Annotated in this window: 13 protein-coding genes; 5 read left to right on the top strand and 8 right to left on the bottom strand. The window is 66.7% G+C overall.

Going from position 1 to position 15,051, the window contains the following annotated elements; genetic code table 11:
• Nucleotide 1: 1 nt before the first annotated feature.
• Complete coding sequence (locus KF910_RS06645; RefSeq protein WP_292259797.1) at nt 2–1,717, top strand: asparagine synthase-related protein; 1,716 nt, start codon at nt 2–4, stop codon at nt 1,715–1,717.
• Here KF910_RS06645 and KF910_RS06640 read toward each other — a convergent pair.
• The 4 genes from KF910_RS06640 to KF910_RS06625 all read right to left on the bottom strand — a co-directional run bounded on the left by KF910_RS06640 (nt 1,650) and on the right by KF910_RS06625 (nt 8,669).
• Nucleotides 1,650–4,040 (bottom strand): prolyl oligopeptidase family serine peptidase, encoded by a 2,391-nt coding sequence (locus KF910_RS06640; RefSeq protein ID WP_292259795.1) that lies wholly within the window; start codon nt 4,038–4,040, stop codon nt 1,650–1,652. The genes KF910_RS06645 and KF910_RS06640 overlap by 68 nt on opposite strands.
• Nucleotides 4,041–4,046: 6 nt before the next feature.
• On the bottom strand, nt 4,047–7,001 hold the full coding sequence (locus KF910_RS06635) for a TonB-dependent receptor (RefSeq protein WP_292259793.1): 2,955 nt from the start codon (nt 6,999–7,001) through the stop codon (nt 4,047–4,049).
• Between the two features lie 90 nt (nt 7,002–7,091).
• The gene (locus KF910_RS06630; RefSeq protein ID WP_175359357.1) at nt 7,092–8,066 is read right to left on the bottom strand and encodes a FecR family protein; all 975 of its coding nucleotides are present in this window, start codon (nt 8,064–8,066) and stop codon (nt 7,092–7,094) included.
• Nucleotides 8,067–8,075: 9 nt separating this feature from the next.
• The gene (locus KF910_RS06625; protein ID WP_175359356.1) at nt 8,076–8,669 is read right to left on the bottom strand and encodes an RNA polymerase sigma factor; all 594 of its coding nucleotides are present in this window, start codon (nt 8,667–8,669) and stop codon (nt 8,076–8,078) included.
• Between the two features lie 239 nt (nt 8,670–8,908).
• Between KF910_RS06625 and KF910_RS06620 the strand changes: the two genes are divergently transcribed.
• Entirely contained in the window at nt 8,909–9,151 is a 243-nt protein-coding gene (locus KF910_RS06620) for a response regulator transcription factor (protein ID WP_225886082.1), read from the top strand.
• Nucleotides 9,152–9,483: 332 nt separating this feature from the next.
• On the opposite strand, the gene cueR is transcribed toward KF910_RS06620, so the two are convergent.
• Together cueR and KF910_RS06610 are read right to left on the bottom strand one after the other, a co-directional pair.
• Nucleotides 9,484–9,942, bottom strand: coding sequence for a Cu(I)-responsive transcriptional regulator (gene cueR, locus KF910_RS06615; protein WP_292259787.1), 459 nt, complete (start codon nt 9,940–9,942; stop codon nt 9,484–9,486).
• Complete coding sequence (locus KF910_RS06610; RefSeq protein ID WP_292259786.1) at nt 9,939–12,422, bottom strand: heavy metal translocating P-type ATPase; 2,484 nt, start codon at nt 12,420–12,422, stop codon at nt 9,939–9,941. Before KF910_RS06610 ends, cueR begins: the two co-directional genes overlap by 4 nt.
• A 125-nt stretch (nt 12,423–12,547) precedes the next feature.
• Between KF910_RS06610 and KF910_RS06605 the strand changes: the two genes are divergently transcribed.
• The gene (locus KF910_RS06605) at nt 12,548–12,997 is read left to right on the top strand and encodes a DUF305 domain-containing protein (RefSeq protein WP_292259784.1); all 450 of its coding nucleotides are present in this window, start codon (nt 12,548–12,550) and stop codon (nt 12,995–12,997) included.
• Between the two features lie 102 nt (nt 12,998–13,099).
• Here KF910_RS06605 and KF910_RS06600 read toward each other — a convergent pair whose 3' ends face one another.
• Together KF910_RS06600 and KF910_RS06595 are read right to left on the bottom strand one after the other, a co-directional pair.
• Nucleotides 13,100–13,636 carry a DUF305 domain-containing protein gene (locus KF910_RS06600; RefSeq protein WP_292259782.1) on the bottom strand — a complete coding sequence of 179 codons (537 nt, stop codon included), beginning with the start codon at nt 13,634–13,636 and terminating at the stop codon, nt 13,100–13,102.
• Between the two features lie 117 nt (nt 13,637–13,753).
• Nucleotides 13,754–14,257 (bottom strand): DUF4396 domain-containing protein, encoded by a 504-nt coding sequence (locus tag KF910_RS06595; protein WP_292259781.1) that lies wholly within the window; start codon nt 14,255–14,257, stop codon nt 13,754–13,756.
• Nucleotides 14,258–14,375: 118 nt separating this feature from the next.
• On the opposite strand from KF910_RS06595, the gene KF910_RS06590 reads away from it, so the two are divergent.
• Together KF910_RS06590 and copC are read left to right on the top strand one after the other, a co-directional pair.
• Nucleotides 14,376–14,573: a heavy-metal-associated domain-containing protein gene (locus KF910_RS06590; RefSeq protein ID WP_175359350.1), complete on the top strand. Its 198-nt coding sequence runs from the start codon at nt 14,376–14,378 to the stop codon at nt 14,571–14,573.
• A gap of 113 nt (nt 14,574–14,686) precedes the next feature.
• The gene (copC, locus tag KF910_RS06585) at nt 14,687–15,049 is read left to right on the top strand and encodes a copper homeostasis periplasmic binding protein CopC (protein ID WP_175359349.1); all 363 of its coding nucleotides are present in this window, start codon (nt 14,687–14,689) and stop codon (nt 15,047–15,049) included.
• The last annotated feature ends 2 nt before the right edge of the window (nt 15,050–15,051 follow it).

Here is a 15,051-nt window from a genome sequence, read left to right as displayed (position 1 = left end):
CATGAGCGCTGATGCCTATGTCGTGCTCGCGGCCGATGACGCGGGGGCCCTGGAGACGCTGTCGCGGAAGATCGCCCGACGCTTGGCTGGGGCGGGATGGAGCCGCCGCGTCTCACACCCTTTCATAGCCGTCTACGCGCCCGCGACGTCCCGGCTCGAGATCGTGGCGGCTCTCGACGGTCACGGGGTTATGGTCGGAGAGATATTCGACCATGTCGGGCGATCGCTATCGCCGGAGGAACGGGGCGTCGTTGCCTGTCGCGCTCTCGACGCGAACCGCGCGAGCGATATCGTGTCGACCTTCTGGGGGCGATACGTCGTGGTTCGGCGGACATCAGGCGACGCTGCGATCCTCCGTGACCCGTCCGGGGCCGTCGAGGCGGTCGCCTGGCGTAAGGACGGTGTGACGGTTATCGCCCCGACAGCCCCGCCCGCCCTAGACTGCCTGCTGCCCGATAATCTCACAATCGACTGGGAATCGATGAGGGGGCTTCTCACGCGGGGCGGCGGCTATCGCCACGAACTGGCCCTGTCGGCTCTCACTCCGGTTGCGTCCGGCGCGCTCCTCCACATCGGTCCGGCGGGGGTTCGGTCGCGGCAGATCTGGCGACCGTCGGAGGTCTACCGGAGGGCGCGGGAGCAGGTTCGGCCGGATCTTCGTGAGGTAGTCGATCGAAGTGTGCGAGCGCTGGCGGGCGAGCGAGCTTGGGTCGTGGAAGTTAGCGGAGGGCTGGATTCGGCGATTATAGCGGGCGCGCTCAGCGATCATCAGCGCGCCCGTATCACGCAGTGGGTCAACCACTTCGTAGACGATCCGGAGGGGGACGAGCGCGCCTTCGCGCGTCCGGTGGTCGAGCGACATGGCTACCGCCTGACTGAAGTGAAACGCAACGGACTAAATTTGTCGGCGGCGCGGCTCGCGCTCTCGGCCGATGCCTTCAGGCCCCCGGTTAACGACCTCGACACGGACTACAACGACGACATCGCGGCGAGGGTCGAGAGCTCGGGCGCCTGGGGCTCGCTGACGGGGCAGGGTGGCGACGTCGTGTTTTTCCAGATGCCGAGTTATCTGATTGCATTCGATGAGGTCCATGAAAGACAGCTGCGCACGCGGCCCGAGGTGCTTCACAGCGCCGCGCGCTGGACCGGCCAGTCGCTCTGGCCGAACGCTTGGCTGAAGGCGCGACGGGCCCACACGCGCGCATTGCGCGACCGGAGACACCCTTGGCTCGACGATCTTCAGGGGGTGCCGCCCGCAAAGGCCACCCAAATCCTCGGGCTGGTCAATTCTCAGGCTTTTCAGGGACACGCCGTGAGGGGGCGATATGGCCCGTGCGTCAATCCGCTCCTGAGCCAGCCCGTCATGGAGGCCGGTCTGGCCTGGTCCTCTGTCGACTTGACGTGGGGCGGCCGTGACCGTTTCGCGGCACGTGCCGCCTATGCCGACGCGATCCCTGCTTCCATATTCAATCGCCGTTCCAAGGGGGAATTGGGGGCCTTCTACGGCGAAGCCGTGGCCAGGAATCTGGACTTTCTTCGCAGCTATCTGCTCGAAGGCGAACTGGCCGCAGCTGGGCTCCTGCCGCAGGGCCTCGCGGACGAGACGACACGCGAAGCCCTGGTCTGGCAGGGAGGGTTCGCCAGGCTCGTCACCCTGGCGTTGACGGAGGCCTGGCTACGGCGATGGCAGGCCCGGATCGCGGCACCTCGGGTCTGAGGTATCGGTCGAACCAAGCCGTCAGTTGATCGTAGTAGATCCTAGCGTTGCCGGGATTGTGGATACTGTGATCCTCGCCGAACAGATAGGTGAGTGCTGCCGGCCGTCGAAGTCTCACAAGTGCGGCGTACATCTGCTCGGCGTGTGCCCCTAGGAAGTCCAACTCGCCGTGGATCAGAAGGACCGGCGCTGCAATTCGATCGGCATTCTCGAAAGGACTCCCTCGTCTGTAGCGCTCCGGGTCGGTCCAGTAGGACTGGACCATGCCCGCCTGCCCGGTTTCGAGCCATCGTGCACCGCTCACGGCGTCGGTGGTGTTTCCACCTAGAATGCGCTGGTTCGGCGACATATCGGAGAGCGCGAGTTGCAGGTTGTAAGGGCCATTGAGGGCGACGACCGCCTTGAAGCGTGGCGACTGGGTGGCGCTCATGACGACCGACCAGCCTCCGAAACTGTGACCCCAGAGGCCGATCCGATCAGTATCGATGGAGCCATCGTCGCCTGCGGCGTCGACGACGGCGAGGATCCTGTCCGCGAGGCCGGCGGACGGTTCGGCGTTCGTCGGCAAGTCCGGATAGATCACGGCATAGCCCGCCGCGACCAGCAGTCCCCCGTTCAGCGTCATCTGCACCGCCTCCGGGCGCATGGCCGATGGCGCTGTGGGATAGGCCTTCCCTGGGTAGGGAATGACGATGACCGGCGGGGGCTGGTTCTCCGCCGTCTCGGGCAGATAGAGCCAGCCTCGCGCACCGTTCGGGCCATTGATCAGGCGAGGCTCGGGCACCCAGACGGCGTCCAGCTCCGGGTTGAGACGTCTGATGATCACCGAGCCCGTCTCGCTACGGACCTCAAGGCGGTTCGGCGCGCGGCCCTCGGTTCCGATGCCGACACTGATCCTCTGACTCCAACTGACGCTGGCTCCGGGCATCGCGGCGACGCACGGTGGCGGTGCGGGCTCGGCATCTGCGGAGACGCGACACAACTGACCGCTGTCTCCGATGACCTCCGCCTCGCTTGCGCCCATCGGATCGGTCTGGCGCCGATGTCCGAAGATGCCGAGGGCGCGCGAACGCGTGCCTGTCGGGCCGAGATCCTCCGGCGACAGATCGGAGCCAAGGCGAAGGATGCGACCCCGATCCTCGAACAGAGCCGCCTGTCGTCCCTGGGCGACCACGCGCGCGCTGTCGCTCAAAGTGTTCACAGCGATGACCTCCGACGCTCGCTCAGACCACCAGCCCGTTTCGCCGTCGCGTGTTCCTCGAACGACCACATCGGCGCCAAGCCAGGCTGCGTGCGTCGTTGGGCTCCCGAACACGTCGGCCGTCGTGTCAAGCGACACGCCGGCCGGCGTCCGCTCTTGAACCTGCCCGTGGGGCGTAATGGAGAGTAGCCGGGCGGGTTCGGCGCCGACAACGGTCACCAGCACCGCAGAGGAGTCCGGAGCCCAGCCGAGGAGGCTGGTCGAGATATCGACGGCCTCGGGCGGGTCCACCGACAAGCCCGTCTGCGTCTCGACGAGGCGTAACGAACGCGCCCTGCGAAACTCGGTCGACGCTTCGAGGCCGGGGGGCGGGGCAAGAGGGCCGTCCTTGAGCACTGCGATGTGCTTGCCGTCGGGGGACGCCTCGAAATCCAGGAAGTCGCCCTCTGTGACGACGGTGGCCGTGCCCGTGTCGGCGTTCACCCGCCATAGCGCGCGGGTTTCGCGGACCTCCTCCGGAGCACCCAGTCCGACCGACACAAAGGACGGCTCCCCCCGGGCGGCCTGCGCCCAGAGATCGGGGAGGTGGGTCTGGGTCACGTTCTGCATGGCGAGACGCGGCGGCAGGGCCCCGCCCGGCATGCCGAGCACGAGGACCTCGACGTCCGAGATCCATTGGACCGACCGCCCCCAGGCGCCGCTCTCCGGTGAAAGATCGGTCCAGGCGACAGCCCCGGTCCGCAGGTCAACGATACCCAGCCGAAACGTCAGGTCCTGAAGACGAAAGACGATCAGCCGCGAGCCGTCGGGTGAGAACGGACCCATGGTGTAGCCGGCGTCATCGTCCATCGGCAGAAGGGGGCGGACATTGGCCGGGGTCTCGACGTCGAAACGGTACAGACTGGCGTACCTGAGAGCGCCCTCGGGCTGCAGGTCATAGCGCGGAAGATCGCCACGCGCGCGGCGCTCCTCGAAAACGGCGACGGCACCGGAAGGATCGATCTCGATCCGGCCGAAGGCCTCCAGGCCGAGCAGGGTTTCGAGGGTGAGCGGCTCCGACTGGGCGGACGACGGGCATGTGAGCGCGAGTGCGCCGAGCGCAGTGATCAATGTGTTGCGCATGGCGGATCACCAGCGCTTGACGAGTTGGAGCGACACCTGCCGCCCGAGCGCGTTCGTATTGGCGCCGTCGAAGCCGACCCCGTTTGGGGAGTCGTAGAATGGCGGCGCCGCATTGGAGAGGTTCAGCACATTGAGGCTGAGTGAGAGACCTTCCCCCCAACCCGCCGCGAAATCGTAGCGCACCTGACCGTCGAAGGTGGTCCAGTCGTCGATCTCGCGATTGGTCAGCGGATCGCGCCCCCCGCTGACATAGTTGGCGATCAGGCCCAGGGTGATCGGGCCGCGGACCCACTGACTGCCGGCGCGACCCCGCCATCGGGCCGGGAAGTTCGGATCCCCGAGAAGATGCTCCGTGGGGGAGGTAGCCGTGATCTGGCGATTGTTGGTCAGCAGATGGGTGATGGTCGTGTCGACCATTGCCTGGCCGGCGGCGAAGTCGAACCGATACCGTGCGGACAGGTCCAGACCTTCGACCTCGACGCTCGCCGCATTAACGAAGCGGTTGTCGACGATGACGCCGTAGGACGTCGCCGGGAAGACCGTCGGGTTGAAGTTGCCCGGATGGTCGAGCAGCGACTGGACGAGAGCCCGGTCTTCCGCAGACGTCGTGGGAGAGACATAGCGAACAAAGGGCGCCAGCGCCGGGTCGTTCAGCGCGTTGACGAGGTTCTGGATGACCGGATTGCCGATGCGGTCGTTAAATCGCGTGCGGAACCAGTTCCCCTCGAGGCGCAGACCGTCGTAGGCCGCCGGCGTCCAGACGAAGCCTGCTGTAAGGGAATCCGCTGTCTCCGGTCTGAGGTCGGGGTTTCCTCCGTACTGAATAAGGGTCAGGACGTTGCCGCCGCCGCGGTTCAGGAACGACGGGCCGATCTGATAGGCGCTCTGCAGCTCCCTCAGAGATGGCGCGCGAAAGGACGTCCCCCAGGAGGCACGCAACACCAGATCGGTCGTTGGTCCGTAGAGCAGGCCGACCTTGGGGTTGCTCGTCCTCCCCACGCCCTCGTGGTCTTCGACTCGCCCGGCCAGCGACAGTTCCAGACGCTCGAGGCCGGGGCGAGCATTGGACGGGCCGAATATGGGTACGCGGACTTCGGCGAACGCCGAGGAGACGTCCCGTTCGAACGAGACCGGCGCGGTCACGCGCGGAGCGGTCCCGGACAGGAAGCTCTCCCCACCCGACTCAAACTGCTCGGCGCGGAAGTCGAGACCGAACGCAGCCTGCAACGGACCACCGGGCAACTCGAGGACCGTCCCATCGGTCTTGAGGTTGAACGAAGACACGGTGCTTACGTAATCGGCGTCGGTGTAGCCCGAGCCAATGTGCGCCAGGATAGTCGCCGAGTTCGCGGCCGGGCCGCCGAACGGGTTGAAGAAGCCGTCCGTCGCGGTCCTGAAGGTCGTGGTCGGTATGTCCGCTCGTGCGCCCAGAGCCTCCTGCAGGAAGGTTGTCTGCACACGATTGGATAGCCGGCGGCCGGTGGTCTCCTGTGCGCCGCTGGCATAGGCCGAGACGCTCCAGCCGAGCAGTTCGCCCGAGACGCCGAGCGCACCACCGAGGCTTTCGGTTCGTCCTTCCGACAGGCCCGGTCCGAGATCGTTCACCCACGAGTAGGCGATGTCATGTGACGTCGAGCCGGTCGGCGAGACGAAGTAAGGATTGGCGGCGGTGACGGTGAAGGTCCCCGCGTCCGCGCTGGTCTTCAGGAAGAAGTCGCGCTCGGTGTATCGGATATCGCCGTCCAAACTGAATCCGGCCGGCAGGTTCTGTCTTGCCGCTAGAAAAAGGCTCTGACGTTCTTGATGAGGCAGAAACCACTGGCCTTCTAGTTGATTGGTGCGGTTGATCTGCCCGGCGATGAAGTCGCCGGGCGCGAGGCCGACGCCATTCTGCCCGGAGGGGATCGCGAACAGCGGAATATAGGTCGCGGTGGCTGCGTCGAGGCGGACGATGTTTCCGGGTGAAGCTGTGAGGAGGCGGCGGTCGGTGCCTCCGAAGCGTCGGAGGTCGGCGTCCGCTGTGGCGTCGCGCTCCGCGCCCTGGAGCTCGCTGCGATTGTGATACTCGTAGGCGGCGACGACGCTGCCGCTTTCCCAGCTCAGACCTCCGGCGTGGGAGAAGAGGAACTCCTCGGCCCCGCCGTCGCTCGTACCGCCGACGCGGACCCGGGTCTCGGCGCCTTCAAAGCGGGACTTCAGGATGATGTTGACGACGCCGCCGACGGCGTCAGCGCCATAGAGAGCCGATGCGCCATCAAGAAGGACGTCCGCCCGAGAGATGGCGCTGGACGGGATGTTCGAAATGTCCGCGAAATCCCCTGCATTGCCGGTTCCGGCGACCCGCCGCCCGTTGACCAGCACGAGGGTCGCGTCGGCGCCGAGGCCGCGGAGGTTGACGCCAGTCGCGGATCCGACATTGCGCCCGGAACGGTCGGCCCCGCTATTCGTCGAGCCTTCGTAGGCGGAACCGGTGAAGTTCTGCGGCATGGCCGCGAGGGTCTCCGCGACGGTCGCTCGGCCCTGCCGTTCGACGTCCGCCTGGGTGACGACCGTCACCGGCGAGGGGCTGTCGGCGCCGCGCAGATAGGTGCCGGTCACGACGATCTCTTCGAGCTGGGTCGCGTCTGTCTCGCCTGCATCCGCCCGGGCCGTCGGATCGACGAGAACGAAGACCGTGGGGCGGCTCTGGCGATAGGTCAGCCCGGAATCGCGCAGCAGCAGCGTCAGCGCGGCCTCGGGCGTCAGGTCGCCGCTGACGGCCGGCGACCGGCGACCCGCCACGAGGGCGCTCGGATAGAGGATCTGAAGGCCGCTCTGGCGGGCGAAGGCGGGCAGGGTGCGGTCGAGCGGTCCCGCCGCGATATCGAAGCGGCGCGCGACATCGCTCGATTGCGCGATGACCGGCGTCGCGACGCCCAGCATCAATGCGGCAACCGCCGTCGAAGTGAAACCCTGGCCCATGACCATCCCCCATTTTCTACCCGCGGATGTGCGGGCTGGGGAGGAGACGTTGGGTCGCGGAGGTTCCCCTAAGTCGAGGGCGGATTAATTTCAGGCCGGACCGGTGAGAATGATTCGGCCATCGTCGGTCTCCGTCGGCCGAAGGGCGTAGAGGTCGCTCAGCGCGGCGACGAAGCCGTCGACGTCGCCGGTGTTGAACACGCCGCTGATCTGGATCGATGAGATTCGTTCGTCCCGCAGCTCGATCGACACGCGGCTGTAGCGGTTCATCTCCGCCACGGCCTCGCCGATCGGCGTGCTCTCGAACGTCAGCCGCCCCGTGGTCCAGCTGGTGGCGGCCGGCAGGTTCGCGGCCGCGACCGTCGGACGATCCGTCGAGGTCGTGACCTGCTGACCGGGCGCCAGGGTCCACTGACCGTCAGACGCGGCCTCCCGCCGGACATCGACCCGCCCTTCGACGAGAACAACCCGAGCGCCTGCGCCCGATCGTCGGACATCGAAGCGGGTGCCGACCGCCGTCACCCGGGTGTTGCCGGCCGCGACAACAAAGGGCCGTCCCGGATCGCCTTCGACATCGAACATGGCCTGGCCGGTTGCGAGAGTGACCGAACGGCGGGAATCGTTGAAGCGCACGGCGACCTCCGACGCCGTGTCCAGCGTGATGCGCGAGCCGTCCTCAAGTTGAAAGGTGCGTTGTTCCCCTACCGCCGTGGCGTAGCGCGTCGGCTGCTGGGACAGCCAGACGAAAGCAGTCGCGCCGAAGGCCAGCGCCAAGGCGCCGGCGGCGCCGATCGGTAGGAGGCGGCCGGTCGTCGAACGCCGTTTGGGGGGGGGGCGCAGACCTGCCGCCTCTCGCGCGAGCGCCGACATCTCCGGGCTTTTGGCCAGGGCGCCGGCCGCGTCCCACATGGCCTCGACACGACTGAAGGCCCGCGCATTCTCGGGGTCGCGGCGCCACTCGCTGAACCCCTTCACGTCCGCGGTCGTGACCGTGCGCTGGTTGAGCCGAGCAAACCACTCAGCCGCTTCCCTCCGCCTGATGTCGACGTCACCCTCGATGGTCATCCGTCTTGCCTACAGATCCAGCCGAGACGCGCAGTACTCGATCGCCCTGGCCATTCGCCATTCCACCGTCTTCACGCTTATCTCGAGCGTCAGGGCGATTTCAGGATAAGTCATACCGCCAAAGCGGTTCAGAACGAAGACGTTGCGGTAGAGCGGCGGCATCGAGCGGATGACCTGAGACAGCAGGACATGATCGAACTGGTGGGCGGCCTCCACTTCCGGAGACGGGGCCCCCTCGGTCTCCCGGTTCTTGCGGGCCTCGCGGCGGCTCTCGTCGCGCAGGAGATTCATGGCGATCCGCAGAAGGAAGGCCTTGGGATGGCGGATGTCCGCAAGGGCGTAGGGCGCCGCGCGTATATAGGTCTCCTGTACGACGTCGGCGGCGGCGTCTGGGCCCACGCGCGCGCGAAGGCGGCGACCCAGCCAGGGGGCGTATTGACGGTACAGGCGGTTCAAACCGTCCCGTCCGTCCGCGCCAAGCTGCTTCGCCTCTGTCACCACACCTCTCCGGCCTCTCCGCGAGAGGTCCGGAATCCCGACGCAGCCGCGCCGCCGGGCGCACGCGCAAGAACGCACGGGTCCGAAGCCGTCGGCAACCGACATCCGCGTCGCGCGCGGGGCCGTCGATGATCAGATGTCGCACAGGGGATTCCAGGCCCCACCGGCGCGAGCGCCGGCGGGCGAACCATGAATCAAAGGCGACCTGGGCGCAAGTCAGGCGGTGTCGGCGGAGGGCGGACGCGCGATCTGCGCAAGTTTATTGCGGGCGGCCCGCAATTCTCTGTCGTTGCCGGGTGCGCTGATTCCCGCCGAACGTGCACGGACAACTGTGAGGATCAGCCATGGACTGCGATTCCCCGTCGGAACCTCGACCAGCCACCCCATTGAGCGCGCGCGAATCCGAATGTCTGCTTTGGGTCAGTCGAGGGAAGAGCTCCGTCGATATCGGTCAAATTGTCGGGCTTTCACCCCGCACGGTCGACAGCTATCTGGAGAAAGCCTGCGCCAAATTGAGGGTGCGCACCCGGATCGAGGCCGTGGCGGTGGCGGTGCGCGCCGGGATCATCGACCCGGATGTCGATTGAAGTTCGGCCGTCGGACGGATGAGGGAAGGGGGCGGGTCTGGAACTTCTGTACGGAAGCCGGGAGTTTCAGTTCTGATCGCCGCCGACGCAAAGCGTCCCCCGGCTCAAGATCAGCGCCTATCCATTCCGGAACCCGCCGACGCGAAGTGTAGAGGCCCCCTTCACGGAGTCCAGCATTCCGGCCTGACGCGCTGCGCGATCCGCCATGAGCAGAGCGGCCAGTCGCATACCTCCCAGGACTCCGAATTTTCCGATTACATCCCGATGGTGTCGGACCTTGACGTTCGGCACCAAGGATCTGACCCAGTGCATCCGGCTCGATCTCGACTGCGTCAGGACGCTGCCAGGGCGTGCTTCGGCGAGCGGCGGGACGTCTTCACCGTTGCGCTCGCAGGGGCGGCGCCCGAGGCGGACAGGTCGGTGAGGATCGGGCAGTCCGGCCGGTCGTCGCCTGCGCAGCACCGCGCAAGGTCGCGCAGGGTGTCGGCCATGGAGGTCATCTCGGCGATCCGCGCGTCGAGGTCGGCGACATGCTTGTCGGCGATCGCCTTCACCTCCCGGCTTGATCGGTCCCGGTCCCGCCAGAGCGAGAGCAGATGGGTGATCTCCTCGACCGAGAAGCCAAGGTTGCGGGCTCGGCGAATGAATCTCAACTCGTTCACGTCACGGTCCGAGAAGTCCCGGTAGTTGCTCTCAGTCCGGTCCGCCGGCCGGATCAGGCCAACAGACTCGTAGTAGCGGATCATCTTGGTCGAAACGCCGGTCGCCTTGGAGGCCTGGCCGATATTCATGCGACAACTCCTTCGAAGCGGGTCTTGAAGCCACGGAGGCGCAGCGCGTTGGTGAGGACGCTGACGCTGGACAGGGCCATGGCGCCGGCGGCCAGCATGGGCGACAGCAACCAGCCGAACACGGGGAAGAGCAGTCCTGCGGCGACCGGGATCAGCACTACGTTGTAGCCGAACGCCCAGACCAGGTTCTGGCGGATGTTGCGCATCGTCGCCCGCGAGAGGGCGACGGCGTTCACGGCGCCCCGCAGGTCGCCACCGGTCAGGACCACATCGGCGCTCTCGATCGCGACATCCGTGCCGCCGCCGACGGCGAGCCCGACATCGGCCGCCGCCAGAGCCGGCGCGTCATTGACGCCATCCCCCACGAAGGCGACCCGCCGGCCGCCGGTCTGAAGGGCGCGAACGGCCTCCACCTTGCCGTCCGGCAGAACTTCGGCGCGCACCTCGTCGATGCCCAAACGTCGAGCCACGGCCTCCGCGGTCCGGCGGTTGTCGCCGGTGACCATGGCCACCTTTAACCCGAGGGCGTGAAGGGCGGCGATAGCGGCGGAGGTGGTGGCCTTGATCGGATCGGCGACCGCGATGATGGCGGCGAGACGGCCGTCGATCGCGGCATAAAGGGGGCTCTTGCCTTCTTCACCCAGCCACTGCGCCTGATCGGCGAAGGCGGACAGGTCGAGGCCGAGACCGAGCATAAGGCGGTCAGCGCCGACTTGCACAAACCGGCCGCCGACCCGACCCTCGGCGCCGAAACCGGGACGCGAGGAGAAGGTGTCCGGATCAGGAACGGGAAGGCCTTGCGCCTCGGCGGCCTGAATGATGGCGCGGGCGATGGGGTGCTCCGAGCGCGTCTCCAGCCCGGCGACCAGGCTCAGCACCTCGTCCTCGATGAAGCCCTCGGCCACGGTGAGGTCGGTTAGTTCCGGCCGCCCCTCGGTCAGGGTGCCCGTCTTGTCGAAGGCGACGACCTCGACGCCCTGAAGCGCCTGAAGCGCCTCGCCCTTGCGGAACAGGACGCCGAGTTCGGCGGCGCGGCCGGTCCCGACCATGATCGAGGTCGGGGTGGCCAGTCCCATGGCGCAGGGGCAGGCGATGATGAGCACGGCGACGGCGTTGACCAGGGCGAAGCCCAGCGCCGGCTGCGGTCCGAACACCACCCAGACGCCGAAGGTCACGACAGCGATGGCGATGACAGCGGGAACGAACCAGCCGGTCACCTTGTCGACCAGCGCCTGGATCGGCAGCTTGGCGCCCTGGGCCGCCTCGACCATGCGCACGATCTGCGCCAGCACGGTCTCGGAACCCACCTTCTCGGCCCGGAAACGGAAGGCACCCGTCGTATTGATCGTGCCGCCGACGACCTTGGCGCCCTCGACCTTCTCCACCGGGATCGGCTCGCCGGTGAGCATGGACTCGTCAACGAAGGAGGCGCCGGACAGCACCGAGCCGTCGACCGGAACGCGCTCACCGGGCCGAACCACGATCACGTCGCCTGGCGTGACCTGATCGATCGGCAGCTCGATCTCAGACCCGTCCCGCTCCACGCGCGCCGTCTTGGCTTGGAGCGTCATCAGGCGACGAATGGCCTGGCTGGTCTGCCCTTTGGCGCGGGCCTCGAACCAGCGGCCGACAAGGATCAGCGTGACGATCACGGCGGCGGCTTCGAAATAGACGTTGGCGGTTCCGGCCGGCAGCCACTGAGGGACGAAGGTGGCGACCGTCGAGAAGGCCCAGGCGGCGGTGGCGCCCAGCACGACGAGCGAGTTCATGTCCGGCGTCAGCCGGATCAGGTTGGGCACGCCCTTTCGATAGAAGCGCAGACCCGGGACGAAGAGCACGAAGGTCGCCAGCAGGAAGCTGACGATCCGCCAGGGCGTCATGCCAATCGAGTCCATAAGCCAGGCGTGGGCGCCCGGAACGAAGTGCAGCGCCATCTCGATGACGAACAGCGGCAGGGTCGCGGCGCCCGCGATGGCGACGGCACGACCGAGACTAAGGATTTCCGCCGCCCGCGACGCCTGCTCCCGATCCTCGCTGGTCGTGTCCGGCGCGGACGCCGCCTCGGCGGTGTAGCCCGCCTTGGCCACTGCATCCGTCAAGGCGCGCGCATCAGCGGCGCCCTCCAGCACCCGGACCGTGGCTCTCTCGGTCGCCAGGTTGACGCTGGCGTCCAGAACGCCCGGCGTGGCCTTCAGCGCGCGCTCGACCCGGCCGACGCAACTCGCGCACGTCATGCCGCCGATCTTCAGTTCGATAATGCGTTCGATCGGTTCGTAGCCGGCGGAGCGGATCGCCTGGGTCACGGCCGCCGCAGACCCCACGTCATCCAGTTCCACCCGCGCACGTTCGGCGGCGAGGTTCACCGTGGCGCTTCTGACGCCGGGGGCTGCCCGGATAGCTTTCTCGACCCGCCCCACACAACTGGCGCAGGTCATGCCGAGCACGGGTATATCGAGCGTTCGCAGGGATGTGGCGGTCATCGGGATGTCTCCAGGATGGAAGTCCCTCTCCTGATGAACGTTCCAGTCATGGGAAGGTCAAGGCCCTTTTGGGAACCTCGCGCCACGCCGCCGGTTCGCTAGGCTTCACCATTGGAGAACCACCCATGTCGATAAGACTTAAGACGGGCCTTGCCGGCGTCGCCCTAGCCGCACTGCTGATGGCCTGCACTCCGGCTGAGGACCCCGAGACGAACGATGGCGATACGGCGGCTACGTCGTCCGATCCCGCAATGGCCGCCGGCCCGAGCGGTATGCCGGCCGGCCCTGATACGCCTTACTCTGCGGCTGAGCAGCAGATGCATCTCGCCATGAGCCGGGCGAACGGCGCGGACCCGTCGGAAACGTTCGCCCTCAAGATGATCGAGCACCACCGTGGCGGCATGGCCATATCGGAGGTGCTGATGCAGCAGAACCCCGACCCGGAGCTCCGCCAGATGGCGGAGAAGACCATGACCATGCAGCGGCAGGAGATCGCCGAACTGGAGCAATGGGTGGCCGAGCACCGCTCGGGCGCGGCCGCTCAAGCGCCGGGAACGGGTCAGCCGACTGGCTGATCAAACTCACGTCAGCGAAATCGCACGGGAGTCGAAACTCCCGTGCGAACTCGTCTCGCTGGTGGCTAGGCGGAAGAGCGCAACAGTTCGGAGGGGCCGTTCTTACCGAACCGCTTCTCGAATCTTCGGCTGCATCTCCGGGGTTAGAACGGCCGGGCGCGGAGGAAGGGGGCGCTCGCCGCGCTTCCCATCACGCTCAATCTCAGCGATGAGCAACTTCATTTCCTCGATCTCGCGGACCTGGCTGGCGATGATTTCGTCGGCCAGTTCCCTGACTCGGGGGTCGCTGATCTGCGAGTTGCTGGCGTTGTTGATGGCGATGGAGTGGTGCGGGATCATGGCGCGCATGAAGGTGGTGTCATCCACCAGGGTCTGTGCACGGTTCATATAGAGCATCAGGGCGCCGAGAATTGCGGCCGCCACGACGATGGCCACCTTCGTGCGTCTGCCCTCATACATGCTCCACATGAATCCCAGCATGATCATCGCCATGACGCAGCCCATGATGAGCGACGCCATCAGGCGGTTGAGGCTGAACAGTGCATGGTCGAGGCTGTAGACCAGCTGATACATCAAGAAGAACATCACGACCGTCGAGGTCGCGATCATCGCCGCCAAGCGGCCCCAGCTCATTTTCATCTTCCACGCTCCCGGAATATCGCTGTCGTCCGGCCAACGCGAACAAACGTGGCCTGTTCCAGAAAGCCCCAGCCGACAGGGCCGGGGTAGGTGGCGCCCCCGCCGGCCCAGGTCGGATCAATGCGCATGACGCCTGTGCACCACCGCGTGCCCCTTGCCTCGCGAAATCAGCCAGCGATTGACGGGGAAGGCGACGGCGCCCGCAATCACGAGCGCGGCTCCGAGGCTGCCCCAGAACAGAAACGAGTCCAGATGTGCGTCCATCGCGCCGGGAATGACCAGCATGATGGCGTTGTCGACGATCTCCATGATGGCGATCGAGACAGTGTCCGCCGCCAGAGCCAGCTTCAGAACCGCCCCGAACGCCAGTCCGGCCCGCAGCAACGGGATCATGGTGAAGGCATAGCCGAAGAGGAAGGCGAGCCCCACGGCCAGGCCGATGGTCGACAGGGCGCTCCATCCGAGCGCCGTTCCAATAACCATCCCCAGCACCTCTCCCACGGCGCAGCCTGAAAGGCAGTGCAGCGTAGCGGTAAAGGCGAGACGGTTCAGCGAGGTGCCGTGGGCTTGGACCTGCCCGGCAGGCGTCGTCGAATGGCTGTGGTGTTCATGATACATCATCGTTCTCCTCCGCGCCTCTGCTGCCCCTTCCCATCATGGCAAGGTCAAGTCCGTAGTTGCCCCTTGACCCTCCCACGCTGGGAAACCCCACCTGCCTCATCGTCGATCAATAAAGGAGATGACGATGATCGAGCTAAAGGTTGAACGCATGAGATGCGGCGGCTGCGCCGCGACGGTGAGGGCCGCCGTGGCCGAGGTGGCGCCAAAAGCCCGGATGGAGATCGAGATCGCCACCGGGACGCTGCGGGTGGAAGGCGAGGCCGACGAAGCCCGCGTCCGGGCCGCTATCGAGCGAGCCGGCTACGGCGTCGCATAAGGGTGTCGCGGCCGGTCCTTGGATCGGCCGCGATCCTCCCTCACGAGGGAAGCGCCCGTATCGCGCGTAGTGAAGCACAGGGCCGGAAGCGGCCGAATGTCTGGAGACTGAGTATGCGTAACTTCAATTCCGCGCCCTTCATCGCCGTCGCGGCGGCCGCGGCCTTCATCGCTGGGCCGGCGGCGGCCCACGCCCGTCTCGTCAGCGCGACGCCCGCGCCCAACTCGGCTGTGGCGTCGACCCGAACGCTCACCCTGACCTTTAGCGAGCGCACGGTTCCCGCCTTCTCCGGCTTCGACGTCGTCAATGCGGCGGGGGACAAGGTCGCGATCCGCACTTTGGTCGGCGAGGACGGCAAGACACTGACCGGCACTCTCGCCCGTCCGCTGGCCGCCGGCGCCTATCGCGTCGATTGGCGCATCGCATCGAGCGACGGGCACCGCATGACGGGTTCCTACACCTTCTCGGTGCGTTGACG

Origin of the sequence: Brevundimonas sp. (genome assembly GCF_019636155.1) — a bacterium.
Classification (GTDB): Bacteria; Pseudomonadota; Alphaproteobacteria; order Caulobacterales; family Caulobacteraceae; genus Brevundimonas.
The sequence above is the reverse complement of the archived record's forward strand: the minus strand, read 5'-3'. Positions and strand labels throughout refer to the sequence as shown.

Excerpts from the sequence above, each read along its gene's own strand:
- KF910_RS06645 (WP_292259797.1), top strand. The coding sequence starts at position 2 with ATGAGCGCTGATGCCTATGTCGTGCTCGCGGCCGATGACGCGGGGGCC.
- KF910_RS06640 (WP_292259795.1), bottom strand. The coding sequence starts at position 4,040 with ATGCGCAACACATTGATCACTGCGCTCGGCGCACTCGCGCTCACATGC.
- KF910_RS06635 (WP_292259793.1), bottom strand. The coding sequence starts at position 7,001 with ATGGGCCAGGGTTTCACTTCGACGGCGGTTGCCGCATTGATGCTGGGC.
- KF910_RS06630 (WP_175359357.1), bottom strand. The coding sequence starts at position 8,066 with ATGACCATCGAGGGTGACGTCGACATCAGGCGGAGGGAAGCGGCTGAG.
- KF910_RS06625 (WP_175359356.1), bottom strand. The coding sequence starts at position 8,669 with ATGTCGGTTGCCGACGGCTTCGGACCCGTGCGTTCTTGCGCGTGCGCC.
- KF910_RS06620 (WP_225886082.1), top strand. The coding sequence starts at position 8,909 with ATGGACTGCGATTCCCCGTCGGAACCTCGACCAGCCACCCCATTGAGC.
- cueR (WP_292259787.1), bottom strand. The coding sequence starts at position 9,942 with ATGAATATCGGCCAGGCCTCCAAGGCGACCGGCGTTTCGACCAAGATG.
- KF910_RS06610 (WP_292259786.1), bottom strand. The coding sequence starts at position 12,422 with ATGACCGCCACATCCCTGCGAACGCTCGATATACCCGTGCTCGGCATG.
- KF910_RS06605 (WP_292259784.1), top strand. The coding sequence starts at position 12,548 with ATGTCGATAAGACTTAAGACGGGCCTTGCCGGCGTCGCCCTAGCCGCA.
- KF910_RS06600 (WP_292259782.1), bottom strand. The coding sequence starts at position 13,636 with ATGAAAATGAGCTGGGGCCGCTTGGCGGCGATGATCGCGACCTCGACG.
- KF910_RS06595 (WP_292259781.1), bottom strand. The coding sequence starts at position 14,257 with ATGATGTATCATGAACACCACAGCCATTCGACGACGCCTGCCGGGCAG.
- KF910_RS06590 (WP_175359350.1), top strand. The coding sequence starts at position 14,376 with ATGACGATGATCGAGCTAAAGGTTGAACGCATGAGATGCGGCGGCTGC.
- copC (WP_175359349.1), top strand. The coding sequence starts at position 14,687 with ATGCGTAACTTCAATTCCGCGCCCTTCATCGCCGTCGCGGCGGCCGCG.